Here is a 20,440-nt window from a genome sequence, read left to right on the forward strand (position 1 = left end):
GTAACATTGGCTGTTCTTTATGGGTAATCAGGAAGAATTATATGAATTGGTTTCTGATGAGAAAAAGTCAAACAGGGCAATAGTTGAAGCATTTGTTAAAAGTCTAATCTGGAGAAAACCGGAAACTATCACAGAAAAAGTAAAAGATTATGTCAATCAGCAAGTCTTAGTTGACGATTATACTTTCGACTTGTTTTTTCAAATGGTCTATTCCGTATCGTCAGATCCTGACCATTTCTTTAATGCACATAGCTTGCATCGTTTCTTGATGAAATTCTCATTAGCTGATCGTGATGCTATGTGGACAGCTTATTTACATCATAAAAATGATGAAGTTTCAGCAATGCAAAGGCTTATCGATTGGGCATTGCATGATTGCAATAAAAATTATTTATCCGCTGAATCCAGATTATTATCCTGCAAAGCTTTAGCATGGCTGTTTACCAGTACTAATATCGGTTTTAGAGATATGGCAACAAAGGCATTAGTTTGCGTATTGGAAAATAATCTTCCAATAGTCAATCGGCTTCTGATTGATTTTCATACCGTTAATGATCCCTATGTTTATGAACGCATTCTTGCCGCAGCTTATGGTGCAGTATTACGTTCCGTCGATTTGAATGGATTACTAGAATTATCTGCATTTATTTTGGCAACTTTTTTCGAAAAAGAAGAAGTCTATCCTAATGTGCTAATTCGAGATTATGCCAGGAACATTATTGAATATGCTTTATACAAACAAGTTTTTGCTTTAAAAAATCCACAGGTCATACGTCCACCCTACAAAAGCCAATTTCCAGATGGTTTTCCCAGCAACGAAGAAATTGATGCTTACAAATACGACTACAAATTAAACGATGCAAAAGATCATTGGGGACAAAATGCAATACTGCGTTCTATGGTCACTGAGTATGGCAGAGGCATGTGTAGTTATGGTGACTTCGGAAGATATACTTTTCAAAGTGCTTTATCTGATTGGGGATATAAATTCGACCCTAATGATTTGAGCAATTATGCCTGCAAGTTAATTTTTGAAAAATATGGCTACGATGTCAAAAAACATGGCGAATTTGATAATCATGCCAGCTCTGGCGATAGGCACACGAATAAAAAAGAAAGAATTGGCAAAAAATATCAATGGCTTGCTTTGTATGAAGTGCTTGCTAGGGTGGCTGACAATTATCAAATGCAAGATGGATCAGCTGGCTGGCATGATGATAAAAAATATATTTGGTATCAAGGTACTTGGGAACCTTTTGTTAGGAATATAGACCCGACATCGGTTTGCCGTCCAGGCAATAGTTCTTCGTTTAATCGCAACGAATCTTGGTGGGATAAAGTCGAGTATAACGATTGGTATGGCAGTCATCAAAATTGGCTAATTAGCGCTGAAAACTTGCCGAATCCAAAAGAAATTATTGAGATCAAAGATACCCAAGGCAATGAATGGCTTGTTTTAGAAACCTATCCTAGCTGGGACGAATCGGTGCCTGTTGGGTATGAGCAGCATGAATATCCACACAAACATCTTTGGTATCAAATTAGAAGCTATTTTGTTTCTTCAGAACAAGCAGAAGGCTTGACTGCTTGGGCAAAGCAGCAACATTTAATGGGAAGATGGTTTCCTGAAAATAGTGATCAATATCATGTATTTTCTCGTGAATATTATTGGTCACCTGCTTATCGTTTTTTCGATAACCCTTACTATGGCCGCAGCCAATGGGAAGATGTGCATGAACAAAATGACCATGAACAAGTCATAGGCGAAGTAATGGTCACAACGGAAAGACATAATTGGGAATCAGGAGCCGACTATCGAGAACAACCTTCATATTTTGCTCCCAGAGAGTACATGTATGAAAAAATGCAGCTTCAATATTCAAAAAATATTGGCGAATGGTTAAATACTGAGGATGAAGTTGTTTGTTTCGATCCCTCAGTCAACCAAGAAGAGGGTTCTTGTTTATTAATTAGAAAAGATGCTTTATTGCGATTCTTGGACGAAAATAATTTAAAAGTATTCTGGACTTGTTTGGGCGAGAAACAAATCCTTGGAGACAGTTATGACCGGATTAAATACACACAATGGCTAGAGCTTTCAGGCGTTCTCACACTAAATACAAACGGAGCGGATGGTGTTATAAATCCCTTGATCAAATCAATGGGTAGTTAGGCCTAGCTGTATGAGTAGCTACCTCAACTGGACGGGTTGTTATAAACCCGTCCGTAGTGCTTGTTTCTATAATCGCATTGTTAAAAGTCTGAGATTTATAAACCGCTCTTTGCCGTTGCAATTCTGATCAATTCATCTACTTCATTGGCTGTAGTGGAAAATTTTTTAGGGTAATTGGCGTATTCAGCAACCCCGGTAGCTACTTCAACAATCAAGGCACTGGGCGCTTTAACACGCTCTAAAATTTGATTTTTAATCTGTGTCGCGATTTCCTCGGCTTTTTTCAATGAAGAACCCGGCATCGCAATCAGAAAATCCTGTTCATCTATTCTTGCCGCAATATCGACGCCCGCCCTGATGTCTTGTTTAAAACAATCGGCCACACCACGCAATATGGCGTCCATTTCATAGTCAGGGAAATTATTATGCTTAGTTTTAAAATCCTTTAAGCTGATAAAAATAATGGAAAAAGGAAAGCCGTTGCGTTTGGAGTTCTCGATTTTTTCCTTTAACCGCCCCAGCATCGTGTCTTTGGTCATTAACTGGGTTAGCGGGTCTAAGGGGATATGTTCTTTATCCCATGTTTCCTGCGCCTCCAGCCGAAGCACGTTGATAATGCCTAATGAGCAGGCCAGTAATAATCCAAGTATCCAGGTGAAATACCACATAGCAACCTCCTAATAAGCCGAATGATCGTTCTGATGAATGTGTTCCAGCGTTATTTTGCCGCGCAACACACGGAACACCCAAGTGGTGTAAGCCACAATGAGGGGTAAAAAAATCACCGTTGTCCAGAACATGATTTTTAAGGTGGTAAGACTGGAGCTGGCATCCCACACGGTCAACGAACTGTTCAAAGCCGAGCTTGATGGTATCAGGAACGGAAACATCGACACGCCCGCCGTCAAAATAACGGAAGCCAATACTAATGAACTGGTTATAAATGCCAGACCCGGACGCCCCATTTTCGATAGCGCTAGGGTCATAGCTCCGGCAATAAAAGCCAGTCCGGGAACAGCCCACAGTAGGGGGTAATTCGCATAGTTACCCAGCCATAATCCCGGTTCTTTAGACACTATTTTTGCCAGCGGGTTGGACGGCGCGTTAGGAAGAACTTCGGAGCTGATCTGGTAACCGTCAATATTGGCAACCCAGATGCCCGCCAAAGCAAAAACGGCTAGTGTTATTATTGCAGAAACAGTGGCCACTTTTTTACAGCGCTGATGAATGTCACCCTCGGTCTTAAGCTGCAAATAGACCGCACCGTGCATAATCAGCATCGCCAAGCTGAGCAGTCCCGCCGTCAACGCAAACGGGTTTAATAATGCCCAGAATGAACCGGTATAGAAAATACGCATATCGTTATCGAAATGGAACGGCACACCTTGTAATAAATTGCCGAATGCGACGCCGAAAATTAATGTCGGTACAAATCCGCCGACAAACAAGGCGATATCCCAGTTGCTGCGCCATCGTTGACTGGGCAATTTACTGCGGTAATCAAAGCCTATCGGTCGCAGAAATAACGCGAACAAGGTTAACAATAAGGCAAAATAAAATCCTGAAAACGCCACGGAATAGGCGATAGGCCAGGCAGCAAACAAGGCGCCGCCTGCGGTGATAAACCAAACCTGATTGCCTTCCCAGGTTGCGCCGATGGAATTGATAATCACGCGGCGTTCGCTATCGTTTTTCCCTAAAAAGGGTAATAGGATAGCTACGCCCAGGTCAAAACCGCCGGTAATGGCAAAGCCGATCAATAAAGCGCCTAATAAAGCCCACCAGATCAGGCGCAGGGTTTCATAATCGAAAATCATAGTGACGCTCCTGTGGCGATTTCAAAATGGTAGCGGCCTTTATGCAGGCTGCTCGGACCTAACTTGATAAACTTGAGCATCAAGAACATTTCGATAATCAAAAAAACCGTATACAAACCGATATAGCCCGCCAGACTCAAGTATAAATCCAGTTCGGTTAAGGATGATGCGCTTAAGAATGTCGGTAAAATCTCCGCAATAGTCCACGGCTGACGACCAAACTCTGCTACAAACCAGCCCAATTCAGAGGCAATCCAGGGCAAGGGCATCATATAGAGACTTGCACGTAATAACCAATCCTGTCTGCATTTGCGAATTGAGCTGGCTATAACCGCAAATATAAATATCGCCAGCATGATAAATCCGCATGCCACCATGATCCGGAAGGTCCAGAATAAAGGTACGACTCTGGGGATAGAATATTGCGCCGCCAGTTCTATTTGCTGGTCGGTCGCGTCGACCACGTTCTCCGTATAGCGTTTGAGCAATAGACCGTAACCCAGGTCCTGCTTGTAGTGGTCAAACTCGGCACGGACATTGGGATCCTTGTTGCCCGCTCTTAAGGTTTGCAACAGCGAATAGGCCTTCATGCCGTCACGAATACGCAAGCGATTTTTTTCCAGGATTTCCGATAAACCGGTAATCGGCTCATCGATAGAGCGCGTGCCGATCAAACCCAATACCCAGGGAATCTTTACTGCATAATGCGTTTCCATGGCTTCCTGATCCGGTATGCCGATGACCGTGAATGCAGCGGGCGGCTCTACGGTATGCCATTCGGCTTCGATAGCCGCCAGTTTGGTTTTTTGTACTTCGCCATCGGTATAGCCGCTTTCATCGCCCAAAACAATGACCGACAGGATAGCAGCCAGGCCAAAACCTGCGGCGATGGTATAAGAACGTTGCGCAAAGGCCGCATCACGGCCTTTCAGCATGTAATAAGCGCTGATGCCCAGCACGAAAACAGAGGCCGTGGTGTAACCTGCGGCAACGGTATGGACAAATTTAACCTGGGCGGCCGGGTTAAATAACAGCGCACCGAAGCTGGAAATTTCCATGCGCATGGTTTCATAATTAAACTCGGCTCCGACCGGATTTTGCATCCAACCGTTAGCCACCAGAATCCATAATGCGGATAAGTTGGACCCTAAAGCAACCAGCCAGGTCACCAGCAAATGCTGTCCTCTGCCTAGCTTATCCCAGCCGAAGAAAAACAGGCCGACAAAGGTGGATTCCAGGAAAAAAGCCATCAAGCCTTCGATGGCAAGCGGCGCACCAAAAACATCGCCGACATAATGCGAGAAATAGGACCAGTTCATGCCGAATTGAAATTCCATGGTCAGACCGGTGGTGACGCCCAGCGCGAAATTGATACCGAATAATTTCCCCCAGAACTGGGTCATATCCTTGTAGATTTCCTTGCCGGTCATCACATAGGTCGATTCCATGATTGCCAGTAAAAACGACAATCCCAATGTCAACGGAACAAACAAAAAATGGTATAAAGAAGTTGCCGCAAACTGCCAGCGCGATAAATCAACCACGGCCTCTGAAATCATAAATTCCCCTATATGTAGGTTGCAGTCTTGTAGATCAGAACTTGAGATGAATGGCATTGAAAACAAAGTAAACCACTCCTGTTTGCGATTAGAACAAATTACACTTTGAGAAACAACACATACTTTGAGCGTGCTTTATTCTAACAATTAGACTTGCATGCAAAAATAAAAGCGTGTTACCGTATATTAGTAACAACTAATATAGAGGTGGGCTTTTAAGTTTTTCGATACTTATCTGATCGGTTACGGTTTAATGACTTTTCTTTTTTATTACCTAGTAGACGTACTTATTCACTTTAATGAGATTTTAAATTAACGTTGATGATTAAGGATCGTAATAATAATTATTAATCAGGAGAACATCATGGCTCGTATAGTAATTTTAGGTGCAGGTATTGGCGGCGTACCGATGGCTTACGAAATGAAGGAAACGGTAGGAAAAAATCATGATGTGATTGTGATTTCCGATAGTCCCACTTTTCATTTTGTGCCGTCAAATCCCTGGGTTCCACCCAAATGGCGAACGCCTGAAGAGTTGAAGATTGAATTAGCCCCCATTTTTAAAAAGAAAGGCATCGAATTTATTCAAAAAGCCGCCGCAAAAGTTGATCCGGTTAATAATCAGGTGCAGCTGGATGATGGCTCAGCCGTCGCTTACGACTTTCTGGTTATTGCTACAGGGCCGCGTCTGGCCTTCGATGAAATTCCCGGCTTAGGCCCTGATGGATATACCTCCTCAGTTTGTCATGTCGATCATGCCGAAGTTGCCATAAAAGATTGGGATAAATTCATCGAAGATCCCGGCCCGATTGTGATCGGTGCGGTTCAGGGTGCATCCTGTTACGGCCCGGCATATGAATATTTAATGATTCTTGAAACGGAATTGCGCAAAAGAAGAATCCGCGATCAGGTGCCGATGACGTTTGTTACCGCAGAGCCTTATATCGGTCACTTGGGTTTAGGCGGTGTCGGCGATACCAAAGGTATGCTGGAAAGCGCGTTGCGTGACAAGACCATCAAATGGATAACCAATGCCAAGGTCGACAAAATCGAACCCGGCATGATGTTTGTTACTGAAGTCGATGATGAGGGCAAGGACAAGAAAAAACATGAATTGCCCTTTAAGCATTCAATGATGTTACCTGCTTTTACCGGTGTTGACGCGGTGCGCAATGTCGGCGTTGAAGGCTTGGTTAATCCGCGCGGCTTTGTTTTGGTGGATGAGCATCAGCGTAATAAAACTTTCAAGAACGTCTATTCCGTCGGCGTTTGCATTGCCATTCCGCCTATAGAGCCGACGCCGGTACCGGTTGGCGCGCCTAAAACCGGCTATATGATCGAATCGATGGTGACCGCCACCGCGCATAATATTGCCGATGAGTTGGCCGGCAAAGAGCCGACCCACAGCGCGACGTTGAATGCGTTATGTCTGGCTGATTTTGGCGATTCGGGGGTGGCTTTTTTGGCCAAACCGCAAATTCCGCCGCGTAATGTAACCTGGTCGGCCGAAGGTAAATGGGTGCATTGGGCTAAAATCGGTTTCGAGAAATATTTTATGCGTAAAATACGAAAAGGCATCAGCGAACCTTTCTATGAACGGTTAATGCTCAAATTAATAGGTATAGTTCGGTTAAAAGGAAACTAATATGACTATTGATCGCGTAGTTTTTGCCGTTGCAGGCAGTTTTATTTTGATTAGCCTGTTATTGGCGCATTATCATTCTGAATTGTGGCTATGGTTTACCGCTTTTGTCGGCGCAAATTTGCTGCAATCGGCATTTACGGGGTTTTGTCCGATGGCAATCATGCTTAAAAAATTGGGTGTTAAGCCGGGTAGTGCATTCTGATGGTGTACAGTTTTAACTAAGTTTTCGACGAAAACGCTGTTATATTTTTCACCACGAAGACTACGAAGAAAAACATAACCCTTCGTGGTCTTCGTGCCTTCATGGTGAATCAAAAATGCCAATTTCTTAACAGGTACGTGAAGATTATGCTTAAAATAATAAAAAACAAATTGGCATTAAGTCTGTTACCGATACTCATGTTATCGACCTTGTCAGCCTTAGCGGATCAAGGTCTCAAAAATCCTGCTGATAAAACCGCACCGGAGAAATCAACCCGCCAATCCTTTACGCTGGATCAGGCTATTGATTACGCATTAGCCAACAATCCCGACTTGCAAATTACCGCAGAACGTATCGGGCAAGCTGAAGCCCAATTAGGCGTGGCGCTGTCTGCGTTTTATCCGCAAGTAACCGCCAAGGTCGGTTACGATCATTCCAACAATCCCGCGCAAGTCTTTTCGATGATTGTGGCGCAAAGGGATTTCAATGCCAACTCGATCAATAACATCAATAATCCCGGTTATCGGCAAAACTTTCGCCCCGAAATCATAGGAAAGCTGTCCTTGTTTCGTGGCGGTCAGGATTATCAAAACAGTAAAGCGGCGGAGCTGGGCATAAACGCGGCGGAGTTTGAACGCTCAACGGTGCGCAATGCCTTGATTGAAGCCGTAACCGCTTCTTATTACGCCTATTTGGCCGCGCAGGAAGCGCAGAAGGTCAGCAAGGATTCCATTTTGGCCATTACCAGTGAGCTAAAGCAATCAAAACTAAGGTATGAGGCCGGAACCGTACTCAAATCCGATGTTTTATCGTTGGAAGTGAAATTGGCTGAAGCTCAGGAAACCGAAATCAGGGCCGCCAACGGTATCGAGCTAGCTAAAACCGGCATCGCCACCTTGCTCGGCCTATCGACGGATCACGCATTTACTGTCGCATCGGCATCTTCGATGTTGCCCGAACCTAAAATGACGGCATCGTTTAACGACTTGCTCGAACTTGCGATGACGCAACGCCCGGAAGTTAAAGCGGCCGCCAATCAGGTGGAAATCAGCCAGCGCCGGGTAAAAAGCGAGCAGGGCGCTTATTTGCCCAAAGCCGATGCTTATGTCAGCTACGGTCAAAACAGCCAATCTCCCGGTTTTTCCAGCAGCAAAGACAATGTCACCGCCGGGGTCAGCGTCGAAATGGATTTGTTTTCCGGGCTAGAGACCAAAAACCGCGTCAGTGCTGCGGAACGGAAAGCCGCCGAAGCACGGGAAACGGAACGAAAAACCAAGCTGGCCATTGAGCAGGAAGTCAAAATTGCTTTCCTGAAGCTGGAAGAAGCTCTGGCGCGCATGCGCGTTACCGAAGCCTCGGTGCGATCTGCCGACGAAGCGTTAAGACTGGTCAATGAACAACGACGGGCCGAAACAGTCACGGTTACCCGTTATATCGAATCGGAGGTTGCCAGGAATAAAGCCCACTCCAACACGATTGCCGCGCATTACGATGCGCTGAGTGCCGAAGCAGCATTGAAAAAAGCTATCGGCAACTGGAAATAAAGGAAATCTTATGTCACCAATCGAACCCAAAAATATCAACAAAATCGCCATTATTTCCGCAGCCGTTTTAGCCTTGATCCTGTTACTGCTTTATATGCAAGGCAGTTTTGTCAGCAAAGTGCCGCCCGGATTAAGCCCATTGGTTAATGATTCAAACACGCAGAAAAGCGACACGGCTGTTGTCGAAAAAAAGCAGGTCGACGATATTCTGGCCTGGCCCGGCACGGTAAAGTCGAGAACCGTTGCCAATATCGCCCCTAGAATGACGGCCCGGATTATCGAGATCAAGGTCAATGCAGGCGACAAAGTCAAAAAAGGCGAGGTCATCGCCCGGCTTGACGAGCGTGATATTAAGGCCCAGGAAAATGCAGCCCTGGCCGCGCTCGCCGGAGCAAATGCCCAAGCCAATCGGGCCAAAGCAGACGAACAGCGCATCCGCAGCTTGTACAGTAAAGAGGCGGCAACCCGAGAAAATTTTGATGCGGTAGTCGCCAGGGCAAAAGAGGTGCAAGCCGGCGTGAATCAGGCTGCAAGTACGGTCACTGAAATCCGGTCCCATCTGGCCGATTCGTTGTTGCTCGCTCCATTTGACGGCATAGTTGTAAAACGCCTTAAAGAGCCCGGCGACATGGGCCTGCCCGGCGTCCCCGTGGTGACCTTGCAAACATCGCAAGGATTAAGGCTTGAAGCCGACGTGCCGAGCACTTGCGCCGGACGCTACAGTATCGGTATGGATGTTACGGTGCGTATCGATACCTTGGGCCTAGCAACCCGTGCGCAAATTGACGAGATCAGCCCCGAAGTCGACCCGCAAACTCGCACCCAGCTGATCAAAATCGGACTGCCTGCCATCGAAGGCCTGCAACCGGGATATTTCGGCTGGCTGGAACAAGCCTGCGGTCAGCATGAAGCCTTGCTGATTCCCGCCAGCGCCGTGCACCATATCGGTCAGCTGGAAGTCGTCAAGGTATTATCGGAAGGCCGACAAGTCATGCGTCATATCAGAACGGCCAAAGCCTTCGGCGAGCAAATTGAAGTTATTTCCGGCTTGCATGCCGGTGAAACCGTCATAATTCTTTCACAGCAGGCGCAATAATGGACGACCTGCAAAACCAAACTCCTAAGCGCGGATTGACGACCAAGATTGTCGAAATTTTCACCACCTCCCAGCTTTCGATACTGTTCCTGATTATTTCGCTGTTGGCGGGAGCGGCGGCGCTGATCCTGACGCCCCGCGAAGAAGACCCGCAGATTGTCGTGCCGGTTATGGATGTGCTGGTTGAATATCCGGGCGCTTCCAGCGAGGAAGTTGAAAAACTGGTTGCCACGCCGCTGGAGGTTTTGCTTAAACAGCTTGAAGGCGTGGAATATGTGTATTCCGTCTCCAGACCCGGTGCGGCACTGGTTACCGTGCGTTATTTCGTCGGCCAGGATTTTGAGGACAGCCTGGTTAAGACCTGGGACCGACTGATGTCCAACCAGAACCTGATTCCTTTGGGCGTAACCCAATGGAAAGTGTCGCCGGTTGAAATCGATAACGTGCCTATCGTTTTAATGACACTTTCCGCTCAAAATAATAATTACGATTCGATGGCTTTAAGGCGCATCGCCGACGAGCTGATTATTTCCCTCAGGAGTGTCGGCGATGTCGGCAAAAGCTGGGTCGTCGGCGGCGAGCAGCGGCGGGTCTCGATTTATGCGAACCCTGCCGCACTGGCCGCGCACAGCGTAACCTTGCTTGAAGTCACCCAGGCGCTGGCTGATGCCAACGTTAACCTGCAAGTCGGCAATATTGAACGCGGCAACCGCGAAATCCTGCTGGAAGCCGGACCGCATTTTGAATCATCGGCAGAAGTCGGCGCGACCGTCATCAAAAGCGTTGCCGGACGGCCCGTTTACCTGCGCGATGTGGCGCGGATTGAAGACGGCCCGGCCGATGTCGACCATTACACCCGCATCGGCTTTGGCCCTGCGGTTGATGAGATGCCGACGATAGGCCATGCCACCGGCAACAAGCCGCAAGTCGGACAGGAGCGGCAGATGGTCACCATTGCCGTTGCCAAACGCAAAGGCAGCAATGCCGTACACGTCGCCGAAGCCGTTATCGCTACTGCGGAAAAGCTGCACGGCACGCTGATCCCCGAAGATATTTTGCTGAGCATCAGCCGCGATTACGGCGAAACCGCCAACCACAAAGTCAATGAACTGGTTAAGCATTTGAGTTTTGCTATCGTGATTATCGTGGTGCTGCTGGCTTTTTCATTGGGACTCAAAGAGTCGTTCATCGTGTCGATCGCCGTGCCGATGACCTTGGCGCTGACCTTGTTGCTGGACTATCTCTCCGGTTACACGATCAACCGCGTCACCTTGTTTGCATTGATCCTGTCGCTGGGTTTGCTGGTGGACGACCCGATCGTCGATGTCGAAAACATCCACCGGCACTATAAATTACGCAAGGAATCGCCGCTGCAGGCGCTGTTGACGGCGGTCGACGAAGTCAGGCCGCCGACCATCCTGGCGACTTTTACCGTAATCGTGTCGTTCCTGCCGATGTTTTTCATCACCGGCATGATGGGGCCGTACATGGCGCCGATGGCTTTTAACGTGCCGATAGCGATGATTATTTCCTTGATCGTCGCCTTTACCGTGACGCCCTGGGCGAGCTTCAAACTGCTGCAAAGCGAATACCACAAGCATAGCGACGAAACTCCGCTGGAGCTCAAGCAAACTTTTATTTATCGGACCTATCGAGCTGCACTCGGGCCGCTGCTTGAGACCTCGGGACGCGCCAAATTGTTCTTGCTGATCGTGCTGATAGCCTTTATCGGCTCAACGCTGCTGGCCGTGACCCGCGCCGTTCCGCTCAAGTTATTGCCGTTCGACAATAAAAACGAGCTGCAAATCATGATCGATATGCCGCGCGGCTCGACGCTGGAACAAACCGATGAAGTCGCGCGAGCCTTGGGCAGCTACCTTGCGACCGTTAACGAAGTCACCGATTATCAAACCTATACGGGTCTTGCCGCGCCGATGGATTTTAACGGCATGGTTCGCCATTATTATTTGCGCAGCGGCGGTTATGTCGGCGAAGTCAGGATCAATCTATTAGCCAAAGACCGGCGGGAGCAACAGTCGCACGAAATCGCCTTGCGCATTCGGCCGGACATAGAACGGCTCGGCAAAAAATACGGCGCAAACCTTAAAATCGTAGAAATACCGCCGGGGCCGCCGGTGCTTTCCGACTTGGTCGCCGAAGTCTACGGTCCGCCTGAAGCCAGCATTGACGGCTTGGTCGCCGTATCCAAACGCGTCCGGGCCGATATGGAAAAAACCGAAGGCGTGGTCGATGTCGACGACTATTCCGAAGCGCAACATGACAAGGTGCATTTCCACCTGAACCGGGAAAAAGCCGCCTTGTCCGGCATCAGCGTCGCACAAGTTGCCCAAACGCTGCGCATCGCCGCCGCTGGCCAGACGGTCGGCATCGTGCATGTAGACAGCGAACGCCAACCGCTGGAAATCACCCTGCAACTGCCGCGCGCGCTGCGCTCGTCCATTGCCGATTTATTGGCGTTGCGCGTTAAAACCGGGCAGGGCGATCTGATACCGTTAAGCGAAATAGGCAGCGCCAATATAGAAACCGAAGACCAGCCTATTTTTCACAAGAACCTGCAACGGGTAAATTATGTGGTTGCCGGAATGGCCGGGCGAAGCCCGGTAGAAGCGGTTTTCGACCTGAATGACACTATGGCCGAACGACCGTTGCCGGAAGGCTATACCGCCGAATTGGCCGGGGAGGGCGAATGGAAAATCACCGTCGATGTATTTCGCGACCTTGGCTTGGCCTTTGCGGCCGCGTTGGTGATGATCTATGTGCTGCTGGTCGGTCAAACCGGATCGCTGAGCGTGCCGCTGGTGATGATGATCGCCATCCCGCTGACCGTCATCGGCATCATGCCGGGGTTTTGGATTCTTAACCTGTTTGCTGCGCCTGTGGCAGGTTACCCCAACCCGATATATTTCACCGCCACCGCGATGATCGGCATGATTGCGTTGGCGGGTATCGTGGTGCGCAACTCGATTATCCTGATCGACTTTATCGAGCGCATCCGCGCCCGTGCCGATGTGACGCTGGCGGAAGCCCTGATTGAAGCCGGTGCGATACGCTTGCGGCCGATATTTTTGACCGCCGGAGCGGCGATGTTCGGCGCATTTGTGATTATTTTCGATCCGATATTTTCAGGGCTGGCATGGAGCTTTATCTTCGGTATTTTTGCCTCGACTTTGTTTTCGTTGCTGGTGATTCCGGTGGTTTATTTTTTGATTAACAAGGAAGCTAAAGCAGATAAGCAATCGTTTTAACGAAAATGAACTATCCCGACCTAAACTCATCGCTATCTACACAAATGTTGTTGCCCCTTCTCTGAACGGAGAAGGCTGGAATGAGAGAAATATAAGTGCTTGTTTTTATTATCTTCTCATCAATCCATTGTATTGATGGTACAAAAAGTTGTGTGATAGCTATGGCTTTAGCCAGGGGAAGATGTCAATTTTGTTACCTCGATGCTTTCGAGGGTGGCAGCAGTCGGCCATCCTCCATTTCCACAATTCTATCAAATACATCCAGTGCGCGGACATCGTGGGTAACCACGATGACGCCCGCATTACTTTCATGGGCGACTTGAGCAAATAACTCCATGACTTGGCGGCCACGGTGGCTGTCGAGTGCTGCGGTGGGTTCGTCAGCTAGAATCAGACTGGGTTCATTGGCTAATGCTCGTGCCACGGCAACGCGCTGCTGTTGACCACCGGAAAGCGCATCGGGCAAATTATCGGCGCGGTCGCCGATGCCTAAATGATCGAGCAGATACATCGCCCGTTCCTTGGCGATATGTACCGGTGTGTCATTGATTTCTAAAGCGACTTGTACATTCTCCAGGGCGGTGAGAAACGGGATCAGATTGGCTTTCTGAAATACGAAACCAAGATGCTGACGCCGGAACGTGCGCAGGTCGATCTTGGCGTCTTCGCCGTCCATGACCAGTTTTCCGCCGATAACGATACGCCCCGAGGTCGGCGGATTGATCAGAGCCATTGCGGTCAGCAGCGTGGATTTACCCGCGCCGCTTGGACCCAACAGAGCGACGACTTCCCCACGGGCGACGCGGAGTGTCACATCGTTCAGAGCGATAACCTCGGTTTGGCCGTGGCCATAAACTTTGGTGACGCCAATGGCCTCAATGGCCGGGACTTGATCCGTGACGGTATTCATCAAGCCAGTACCGTGTTTGGTTCGACTCGCATCGCCTTCCATATTCCTAAAAGACTGGCCAGCATTGAAATCAGCACAGTGATAAATGCCAGTTTAATAAGATCTGGCGTCTCCAGCATGACCCGTCGTGGAAAATAAGGGAAGAGGTATTCACCACGCCAGAGCGTATCCAAACGCCCCCATGAGTAAAGCCTGTTGCAGAATAAGACCGACAATGACCCGATTACGGGCGCCGATAAGTTTGAGTAAAGCAATATCGTGAATTTTGTCGAGTGTCAGTGTGTACATGATGAGCGCGATGATGATGGTCGAGATGATGATCAGCAACACGCTAAACAGGCCGAGTTGTCGTCTGGATTTGTCCACCGTGCCGGAAAGCAGCAGCTCTTTTTGTTGCTGTGCGCTATAAACGGTAATATCGGACCATGTCGACTCTGTACCGTTGCTCCATCTGTGCGCTATAAACGGTAATATCGGACCATGTCGACAGGGTGCCGATGATCTGGTCGACATCGGCGCTTGGGTTTAGGGTGACCAGTATGGCACTGACCTGTGGCCGAGGCAGTTCTGAAATGCCGCTGGACGGTCCACCAGCGCGCTCCAATAGCAAAGGTTGTACGCGACCCAGATCCTGATTTTCACTGCGAGCGAGACGAGCGGCGCGTTCCAGGCGTATTGCTTCGCTCGGTGCGTCAAATTGGATGGCCATTGCATCACTCACGGTGAAAAAAGCCAGGCCGTCACCGGCGATGCCGGACATCCCGGTAGTGAGTCCGACTACCCGATACACGTCTTTGCCGAACTTGACTTGCTCGCCCAGCGCCAGTCCCAATGAACGGTCGGCGACCATCTCGAAATGTGCCTGCCCCAACGGGCGTCCTGCAACCAGCGATACCCATTCGCCTTTGTCATCCGGCCATGCAAGGCCCTGAACCATCAAGCGCAAAGGCTTACCATGATGCTCGCGTTGAATCGAATGGTTGACGAACCGGCGTGCCTGGGCAATGCCCGGTACGGTACGGACGCGGTCTTCGAGATTGGCGGGGATGCGCGAGAGCTCGGCAAAGGGGCCGCGTGTGTCGCCTTGTACCACCCACAGATCGGCCCCGATACGATCCACGAGTAAAGTGGCTTCGAAGATGAGGCCTCGATAAATTCCAGCCATGCCCATGACTACCATCAGCAACAGGCCGATACCGACAGTGGTGAAGGCGAAGCGGCTGAAATTGTGGCGAATATCTCGAACGGCCAGATTCATTGCACGCTGATGGCTTGGCCATCTTCCAGAGGTTGCTTCAGGGTCTCAGATAGCATCACGATTTGATCGCTGGCGGAAAGGCCTTTTGTCACCTCAATGTCTTGCTGTCCGTAAAGACCCAAGGCGATGCTTCGCCAGAGTGCCCGGCCATTATAGTTAACGAATACACCGGGTTCGCCTCCGCGCCAGAGCAGGAACTTCTGCGGAATAGCGATGACAGCGGACTTATGCCCGGATTCAATATAGACCTCGGCTCGTTGCCCCACCGCCCAGTTGACAGGCAACTGCTGCACGCGCACGTCCACCAAGAACTCACGGGTCTCGCGGTCGGCTTCGCGGCCCAGCCGTGCTACCGTACCTGAATAATTCCGCGTCGCCTCCGAACGGAATACCACGCGAACCGGTTGGCCCACCGCCAGCGCCGCTATAGAGGTCTCGTCGACCCAGGCGCTGATCCAGATTTCCTTGGTATTAATGAGTTGCAAAATTGATGAGCCGGGGACTACGATTCCACCCGGGTCGCGATCGCGACGCACAATCAGTCCCTCGTAAGGACTACGCAGTTCGGTGAAAGCCAATTGCTCCCGGCGAAGTTGTAAATTGTTTTCAGCGTTAATTATTTGGCTGCGAGCCTCGACGATAACGGACCGAGAACGATTGAGATCAGCTTCGGCTATATGCAGAGTTTCTGTCGCTTTATCAAGCTCTTCTTGCGAGGCTGCCTTACCGGAGACCAGTTCGGCGAGACGCTTATGCTGCAATCGTGCCTGCTGGAGCACGGCCCGGGCACGAGCCTCATCGGTGCGCACGCGTGTGACGGTCGTGCTGGCAGCGGCTAGCGTGGCTTGGGCGACCGCGACCTGCTGTTTCAGTTCCGCATCATCGAGCCGAGCCAGTAGTTGTCCGGTCTTCACCGTGTCGCCTTGATCGAAGAATACTTCAGCCAGGCGCTCCTGAATGCGCGGGCTGATCGTCGTCTTGACGCGCGCTTCCAAGGTGCCGGTCCCCATGACCTCACCATACAAATCGCCGTTGGCGACCGTGTGGGCTATCACCGGAACCGGCTTGAATTTCAGCCAGTACACGGCAAAAAGCAGAACAATGACGGCTACGATTAGCCAGATGAGGTGGCGTGCAGAAAGCTGTTTTTTTAACAAGAGCAGCTTCCTTTGTTTTGTTTACTGGATTTTTTCACGGCATAAGCGGAAATTATTATCAATAAAGCGATTAAGAGAAATAGCGCGGTTAAGTGCTTCATTAATTAATTATTTCCATTTATAGGTGGATAAACTCAACGTGTTTGCCAGCAAAATTAAAGGGTGGTGGATATTTTGCCGCTTATAAAATGCCGTTAATCTGCCTGCTGCTCACTTTCAAAAAACCTACTTAAGTAGTCATTCGAAAGTTATTTGAAAACCAACGGTGATAAACAGTGGGAAGCGTAGACATAAAATGCCGAATAATTGTTACATCATTACTTATTCAGGTGAGTTTTGTAGGAATAACCGGCATCTCTCCACGCAGAAATGCCACCTGGCGCACGGTATACATTGGTGTAGCCCAGTTTTTTTGCCCAAGATGCCGCATTATGTGAGCGACCACACTTGGTAAGACCGCAATAAGCTACGATTTTCTTGTTTTTATCAGCGCCCAGTAAGACACGATAATCCTCTTGCGTTAAATTATTAGGCATTGCTATATCTTTTTCCCAATTACCCGAATGATTGGATTGAAAACCGAAATGCCGTGCGCCATCAATATAAGCCAGATTGTGTTCCTCGGTAGGGTGTGCGTCGATTAGCACAAAGTCTTCTTTGGCATCAAGCATCTGTTTAAGCTCAGCCACGCTCAAAAGCTTATAACCTCCTTGTACGGTTTCTTTAGCCACTTTAAGCGCCACCGCTTCAATGTCCGTTTCTTTTAGCAGGCTATTGCCTGCCAATGCGCCAGTAGTCATAAATATGAGCAATATCGCTAGGATAATGTGTTTTTTCATCGTCTTTCCTTGGGTTATTAGTTTTGCTAGGTGTGTCATTAAATTGCTAGCGTATAAAAGCATCTACATCGCCGCTGCCTAATGACAACGTTAAGGATGCGGCACCGAAAATCGTTCGACAACTGTTGAAAAATTATAACCGGATTGGGTTAGTTTGAGTCCGCGATCTGTCATCATCAGCCCCATAAGAATAACCAGAATAGCCGACACGGCCATTAACTGGCTCTGGATTTTGCCGCTAAGTGCGCTGGCGAATATGCCGAAGGTCAATAAAGGAATTAATGTACCGGTGCCAAAACACAGCAGCAATAAAGCACCTTCTAATGGATCGGCGGTACCGAGTGCCATGATATACATGGCTTGTAGCGGGCCGCAGCCGAGTAAAAATCCGCTTAAAAAACCGACACTAAATGGGTTGCGCCTGGGTTTTAGATCGCGATAAATTCGTTGTGTGACAGATCCAGATTTGGAACGCAGAGACGGCAGACGAAATTTTGGCAACAGCTTGAGCATATTTAAGCCAAACAGCACTAAAAAGATACCTGCTAGAAGTGCGGCGATCCCACGCATATGAGGGGTGATGGTAAGAACGGCACCCAAAGCGCCGAATCCTGCGCCGAGCAGAGCATAGGAGATATTCTTGCCTAGCGCATAGGACAAATGGGCAAAAAATACCGCTCGTCGTCCGCGTTCTTGTAAGCCCTGGGTGTAATTCATCACAAAACCACCGCACATACCGATGCAATGAAAACCGGTGAGAAAACCTACGGTAAAGATTACGCCATAGCCAAGACGCGCATCGAATTGCTTCATCAATCCAGGCATGAGGCTTTTGCCCCAGAAGGCGACTCCGCCCACCAGAGCCAGTAGCACAAAAAATACGGCGAGCTGTTTTAAGCGCGGTCCCCATAAAAATTTTTCGACCTGGATGCCATAGCTATAACCTTTGCTTTCGATACAGGCCAGGATTGCTGAGGGTGAAGCGAGTTCATCATCGAAACGAACCTGTACTTTTTGGGCGACATGATCAGCGCTAACCGTGTCAATCCCCGGTAGCTCCTTCACAGCAGTACAGATAACCGCTTCACAGCCCGCACAGTGCATGCCGCTAATAGGAAACGAAAGTGTTCGTTGGGTCATAGTAAGCTCCTACGCAAAACGATGATGATTTGGCTTGAAAGAAAAACTCGGCAAGCCTTCTCTGTGATCTTCAGCGATAATTGGCACCAAATTTTTATCGCTATTTGTCACTAGAGTGACGAATCAGTGTTCGATATACCGTTGGACGTGAAATTGAAAATAACTCCGCCAAATCGCTGATAGAATATTCGCTAGTGGGTCAAACCTGTAACTTGGCATAAATATCGACGCCAAACTCTACCTTATTGATAGCAGTCCAATGGCGGTATCATACGTCAAAGCTGACTTGGAAAAACAGATAGTTTTTCTTGGAAAATACACGGTGGTGATCGTGACCCATAATCTGGCCCAAGCCCGACGCATTGCCAATTATGCCGGTTTTTTCTGGATCAAGGACCAGCGAGCAGGATGCCTGATCGAATTTGGTCAATGTAAGCAGATTTTTGAAGCCTCGGCGCATGAATTGACGGCGGCTTATGTTAATGGCAGTCGGGGGGTAATTGAGCGACAAGGAGTGGACATTAAATCATCGAGATGCCTGATAAATTAATTGTGAGCCAGGGATTTTTCTGTAAGGTTTCCGCTGAGGTTAACGACTTATTAATTGTTATTATGTACGGCTGCCATCCAGGTTGTTGGCGCCGATTTTTATTTTAAAACACGAGAGCAAACTTATGACAACCAGTATCGAAATCAGCGAATCCGTCCGCCATTATTATGGTCAGGTTTTGCAATCCAGCAATGACCTGAAAACCAGCGCCTGTTGCAGTATCGACACGATGCCGAGTTACTTAAAAGCCTTGCTGGTCGGCTTGCACCCGGAAGTGCTGGAGCGCTTTTACGGCTGCGGCTCTCCGCTGCCTCCGGCTGTCTATGGCAAGACCGTGCTGGATTTAGGCTGCGGTTCAGGGCGCGACTGCTATTTGTTGTCTAAACTGGTCGGCCCTGAGGGCAGGGTGATTGGCGTCGATATGACGCCGGAGCAGTTGGAAGTCGCCGTGCGTCATCGTGACTGGCATGCCGAGCGCTATGGTTATGCCAATGTTGAATTTTTGCACGGCCATATCGAAAATCTTGCCGCTGTCGGTATCGAAGACAACAGTATCGATATAGTGGTGTCCAATTGCGTGATCAACCTGTCGCCGGAAAAATCCAAGGTGCTGGCGGAAATATTTCGAGTATTAAAGCCGGGCGGCGAACTGTATTTTTCCGACGTCTTCGCCGACCGCCGCATTCCTGTCGCCTTGCGCCAAGACCCTGTTTTGCTCGGAGAATGTCTGGGCGGTGCCTTGTATTGGGAAGACTTTCGGCGTATTTTGCATGATCTGGGATGCCCCGATGTGCGCGTGATCAAACAAACGCCCATCAGTATCAACGATGCCGACGTCGACGCCAAAATCGGCATGGTCAAATTCAGCTCGGTCACCGTCAGCGCGTTCAAGCTTCCGTTGGAAGACCGCTGCGAGGATTACGGGCAGATGGCCTGCTATCTCGCCAGCATCCCTGAGCATCTCCACAGCTTTGACCTGGACGACCATCACCACTTCGAAACCGGAAGGCCGCTACGGGTCTGCGGCAACACCGCCGACATGCTGACTGCCAGCCGTTATGCCGAACATTTTCAGGTAGTGGGTGAAAAATCCCGCCACTTCGGCTTGTTTGACTGCACCTCAGGGCTGCAAAGTAACTTGGCAGAAGAAACCAGCGGCTTGTGTTGCTGAGCGACACCGTTACGTTGACAAGCATCTTATTTACCAAAGAGTCCGTAAAGCCCCTTCCTTCAGGCATAACTATCTACACAAGTTTGCCTGAATTTTGGCACCATGCCGGACGG

The 20,440-nt window shown here is 49.0% G+C and carries 19 protein-coding genes; 9 read left to right on the top strand and 10 right to left on the bottom strand.

From position 1 onward, the window contains the following. Nucleotides 1-19 precede the first annotated feature (19 nt). Complete coding sequence (locus tag ABXJ76_RS06590) at nucleotides 20-2,173, top strand: hypothetical protein (RefSeq protein ID WP_432745345.1); 2,154 nt, start codon at nucleotides 20-22, stop codon at nucleotides 2,171-2,173. Nucleotides 2,174-2,268: 95 nt separating this feature from the next. Here ABXJ76_RS06590 and cydX read toward each other — a convergent pair whose 3' ends face one another. The 3 genes from cydX to ABXJ76_RS06605 are packed head-to-tail and all read right to left on the bottom strand — an operon-like array spanning nucleotide 2,269 to nucleotide 5,549. Further along, entirely contained in the window at nucleotides 2,269-2,841 is a 573-nt protein-coding gene (gene cydX / locus ABXJ76_RS06595) for a cytochrome bd-I oxidase subunit CydX (RefSeq protein ID WP_432745346.1), read from the bottom strand. A gap of 9 nt (nucleotides 2,842-2,850) precedes the next feature. Next, the gene (cydB, locus tag ABXJ76_RS06600; RefSeq protein WP_432745348.1) at nucleotides 2,851-3,990 is read right to left on the bottom strand and encodes a cytochrome d ubiquinol oxidase subunit II; all 1,140 of its coding nucleotides are present in this window, start codon (nucleotides 3,988-3,990) and stop codon (nucleotides 2,851-2,853) included. Continuing rightward, entirely contained in the window at nucleotides 3,987-5,549 is a 1,563-nt protein-coding gene (locus tag ABXJ76_RS06605) for a cytochrome ubiquinol oxidase subunit I (RefSeq protein WP_432745350.1), read from the bottom strand. The genes cydB and ABXJ76_RS06605 overlap by 4 nt, the downstream gene beginning before the upstream one ends. A 364-nt stretch (nucleotides 5,550-5,913) precedes the next feature. Between ABXJ76_RS06605 and ABXJ76_RS06610 the strand changes: the two genes are divergently transcribed. The 5 genes from ABXJ76_RS06610 (at nucleotide 5,914) to ABXJ76_RS06630 (ending at nucleotide 13,302) form a co-directional block, all read left to right on the top strand. Next, the gene (locus ABXJ76_RS06610; protein WP_432745352.1) at nucleotides 5,914-7,194 is read left to right on the top strand and encodes an NAD(P)/FAD-dependent oxidoreductase; all 1,281 of its coding nucleotides are present in this window, start codon (nucleotides 5,914-5,916) and stop codon (nucleotides 7,192-7,194) included. Nucleotide 7,195: 1 nt separating this feature from the next. Then, on the top strand, nucleotides 7,196-7,396 hold the full coding sequence (locus ABXJ76_RS06615; protein WP_432745354.1) for a YgaP family membrane protein: 201 nt from the start codon (nucleotides 7,196-7,198) through the stop codon (nucleotides 7,394-7,396). A 146-nt stretch (nucleotides 7,397-7,542) separates the two neighbouring features. Continuing rightward, complete coding sequence (locus tag ABXJ76_RS06620; RefSeq protein ID WP_432745356.1) at nucleotides 7,543-8,940, top strand: TolC family protein; 1,398 nt, start codon at nucleotides 7,543-7,545, stop codon at nucleotides 8,938-8,940. Between the two features lie 10 nt (nucleotides 8,941-8,950). Next, entirely contained in the window at nucleotides 8,951-10,036 is a 1,086-nt protein-coding gene (locus ABXJ76_RS06625) for an efflux RND transporter periplasmic adaptor subunit (RefSeq protein WP_432745358.1), read from the top strand. After that, the gene (locus tag ABXJ76_RS06630) at nucleotides 10,036-13,302 is read left to right on the top strand and encodes an efflux RND transporter permease subunit (protein WP_432745360.1); all 3,267 of its coding nucleotides are present in this window, start codon (nucleotides 10,036-10,038) and stop codon (nucleotides 13,300-13,302) included. Before ABXJ76_RS06625 ends, ABXJ76_RS06630 begins: the two co-directional genes overlap by 1 nt. Nucleotides 13,303-13,495: 193 nt before the next feature. On the opposite strand, the gene ABXJ76_RS06635 is transcribed toward ABXJ76_RS06630, so the two are convergent. Further along, nucleotides 13,496-14,077, bottom strand: a complete 582-nt coding sequence (locus tag ABXJ76_RS06635; RefSeq protein WP_432745362.1) for an ABC transporter ATP-binding protein — start codon at nucleotides 14,075-14,077, stop codon at nucleotides 13,496-13,498. Between the two features lie 69 nt (nucleotides 14,078-14,146). Between ABXJ76_RS06635 and ABXJ76_RS06640 the strand changes: the two genes are divergently transcribed. Beyond that, entirely contained in the window at nucleotides 14,147-14,350 is a 204-nt protein-coding gene (locus ABXJ76_RS06640; RefSeq protein ID WP_432745364.1) for a hypothetical protein, read from the top strand. 12 nt (nucleotides 14,351-14,362) lie between these two features. Here the strand turns inward: ABXJ76_RS06640 and ABXJ76_RS06645 are convergent, their stop codons facing one another. The 6 genes from ABXJ76_RS06645 to ABXJ76_RS06670 form a co-directional block, all read right to left on the bottom strand. After that, entirely contained in the window at nucleotides 14,363-14,578 is a 216-nt protein-coding gene (locus ABXJ76_RS06645) for an FtsX-like permease family protein (protein WP_432745366.1), read from the bottom strand. A 37-nt stretch (nucleotides 14,579-14,615) separates the two neighbouring features. Continuing rightward, entirely contained in the window at nucleotides 14,616-15,392 is a 777-nt protein-coding gene (locus ABXJ76_RS06650) for an ABC transporter permease (RefSeq protein ID WP_432746463.1), read from the bottom strand. 74 nt (nucleotides 15,393-15,466) lie between these two features. Beyond that, nucleotides 15,467-16,627 carry an efflux RND transporter periplasmic adaptor subunit gene (locus tag ABXJ76_RS06655; RefSeq protein WP_432745368.1) on the bottom strand — a complete coding sequence of 387 codons (1,161 nt, stop codon included), beginning with the start codon at nucleotides 16,625-16,627 and terminating at the stop codon, nucleotides 15,467-15,469. A gap of 317 nt (nucleotides 16,628-16,944) precedes the next feature. Then, nucleotides 16,945-17,466, bottom strand: coding sequence for a rhodanese-like domain-containing protein (locus ABXJ76_RS06660; RefSeq protein ID WP_432745370.1), 522 nt, complete (start codon nucleotides 17,464-17,466; stop codon nucleotides 16,945-16,947). Between the two features lie 90 nt (nucleotides 17,467-17,556). Beyond that, nucleotides 17,557-18,606 (bottom strand): sulfite exporter TauE/SafE family protein, encoded by a 1,050-nt coding sequence (locus ABXJ76_RS06665; RefSeq protein ID WP_432745372.1) that lies wholly within the window; start codon nucleotides 18,604-18,606, stop codon nucleotides 17,557-17,559. A 100-nt stretch (nucleotides 18,607-18,706) separates the two neighbouring features. Continuing rightward, the gene (locus ABXJ76_RS06670) at nucleotides 18,707-18,778 is read right to left on the bottom strand and encodes a hypothetical protein (RefSeq protein ID WP_432746465.1); all 72 of its coding nucleotides are present in this window, start codon (nucleotides 18,776-18,778) and stop codon (nucleotides 18,707-18,709) included. 87 nt (nucleotides 18,779-18,865) lie between these two features. Between ABXJ76_RS06670 and ABXJ76_RS06675 the strand changes: the two genes are divergently transcribed. Together ABXJ76_RS06675 and ABXJ76_RS06680 are read left to right on the top strand one after the other, a co-directional pair. Continuing rightward, nucleotides 18,866-19,156, top strand: coding sequence for a hypothetical protein (locus ABXJ76_RS06675; protein ID WP_432745374.1), 291 nt, complete (start codon nucleotides 18,866-18,868; stop codon nucleotides 19,154-19,156). Nucleotides 19,157-19,280: 124 nt separating this feature from the next. Beyond that, the gene (locus ABXJ76_RS06680; protein WP_432745376.1) at nucleotides 19,281-20,327 is read left to right on the top strand and encodes a methyltransferase domain-containing protein; all 1,047 of its coding nucleotides are present in this window, start codon (nucleotides 19,281-19,283) and stop codon (nucleotides 20,325-20,327) included. Nucleotides 20,328-20,440 lie beyond the last annotated feature (113 nt).

It is taken from the genome of Methylobacter arcticus (genome assembly GCF_050917435.1).
Taxonomy (GTDB): Bacteria; Pseudomonadota; Gammaproteobacteria; order Methylococcales; family Methylomonadaceae; genus Methylobacter_A; species Methylobacter_A titanis.